General features: G+C 71.4%; 1 pseudogene. It reads left to right on the forward strand.

The features are described 5' to 3' along the window. Positions 1-1,238: 1,238 nt before the first annotated feature. Positions 1,239-1,680: pseudogene (locus tag ACFVU3_RS39995) on the forward strand (hypothetical protein); the annotation flags it as partial.

Here is a 1,680-nt window from a genome sequence, read left to right on the forward strand (position 1 = left end):
TCGGCGTCCGCGTGGCCCGCGAGCAGGCTCGCGCGGTGTGGGAGGAGCGGCGCGGCAGACATGAACCGGACCGGCTGGTGACCGTACGTCGCGTCGAGCCTGCCGGGTGATGCGGCGCAGTGGCACGGGCATGCGGTGTGGGATGGCGGTGTGCTGGAGCAGCGGGGTGGGCGAATCCGTTTCTCAGGACCGCGGTGCGAGGGCGGTGTCCGTATTGGTGCCGGCCTGCCGGTGGGTGGTGGAGGAGGCCGCCGATGTGGACGGCGGTTGGGGGCCTGTGGCGGTCCGGCTGCGGCCCTGGCCGGCTGGTACCCCCTGCTCGCACCGGCCGTGGAGCGGCCGCTGCACGGGGGTGTCGCAGCGGGCGACCGGGGCCCGGGACTTCTCCGGCAAGGACTGGCGGTGGGTGAATTTTCGTGGCCGCACGCGGCGGCTGCGAGGTTTCGGTGCTTGTGCCGCGTGTCTGCACGACGTAGGCCCCGGGCCGGGTAGGGCGAGCGTGGCCTGGCTGTTGCCCGCCATGAGGCGGGTGCCGCTGCTCGCCGGTGCTGACCTTCAGGCCGGCTGAAGCCTGACGACGACGCGGTGCCAGATGATGAGCTGATACCGATCGGGACCTTCGCCCAGCGCAGCGGTCCGACCTCGAGCGCGTTGCGGTTCTCTGCCGGCTCCGGGCTACTGGCCCCCTGCCGAAGTCGCCCCGGCCTCGGGCTACCGCTACGACAGGACCGACCAGCTGGCCAGAGCGACCGCGCTGCGCCGGCTCCGCGAGCTCGCCATGCCCCTCACCGTGGTCGGGGCTGTACTCGGCTCCGGGGCCGGCGAGGCTTCCCGGCTGCTCGATGAACACGTCGCAAAGGTCGCCGGCGACGCGGCAGCCGTGCAGCAGAAGGCCGCCGTCATCACCTCTGCGCCCGGCCACGCACCAGGTCTTCCCCTCACGGCCCTGAAAGGTCCCGTGCCGGCGGACACGGTCGAACAGGTCCCGACCGCGGCAGCCCATGAGCCCGGCATGCCCGCAGTCGGCGGACTGCGCACCGAGGCAGGTCATGAGGCAGCCACCCTGACCGCGACAGACCGATACCGGCTCTCCACCCGAACCCCGGTGCCCACTGAACCACCGAACCAGACACGGGCCGACACGGCCCACCGCGACGAACCGCTCGCCGCGGCCGCGGCAAGCCGCCGCAGCCCCCCCGGTACGCCTGGAGGCGATCTCGAACGGAATCCGGTTCCACATGACAGACCGGAAGGACCGGCACTACCGGCCGCCGCCCGGCAAGTATCCCGACCACCGGCTGACGCCCGCGACACTGAACAAGATCACCACCCATGCGACGCTCCCGAAAAACCTGCTCCTTAAGACCCTGGAAGAACACCCTGGCCAGCGGATCGGACTGCACGTCACTGACGCCGGAATCAGCGTCGTGCCAGCAAACGATCGGCACCCCGGCATCCCTCCCCAGGCCACCATGGCAGGCCAGACCCTCCAGATCCGGTTCGAACCGACCACGCCCCATCCCGCCATGAGCACGACGATCGGCCCTGACGTACCGCTCGACCCGCAAGAGACACCACCAACCCGTCACAATCCGCTCCACCGACCGCGGCGATCTCACCACCCAGGCCACACCCACCACACCCCGCCACCCGGCCACCCGGCCACCCGGCCACCCGGCC

The sequence above is a fragment of the Streptomyces sp. NPDC058052 genome (assembly GCF_042885515.1).
Taxonomy (GTDB): Bacteria; Actinomycetota; Actinomycetes; order Streptomycetales; family Streptomycetaceae; genus Streptomyces.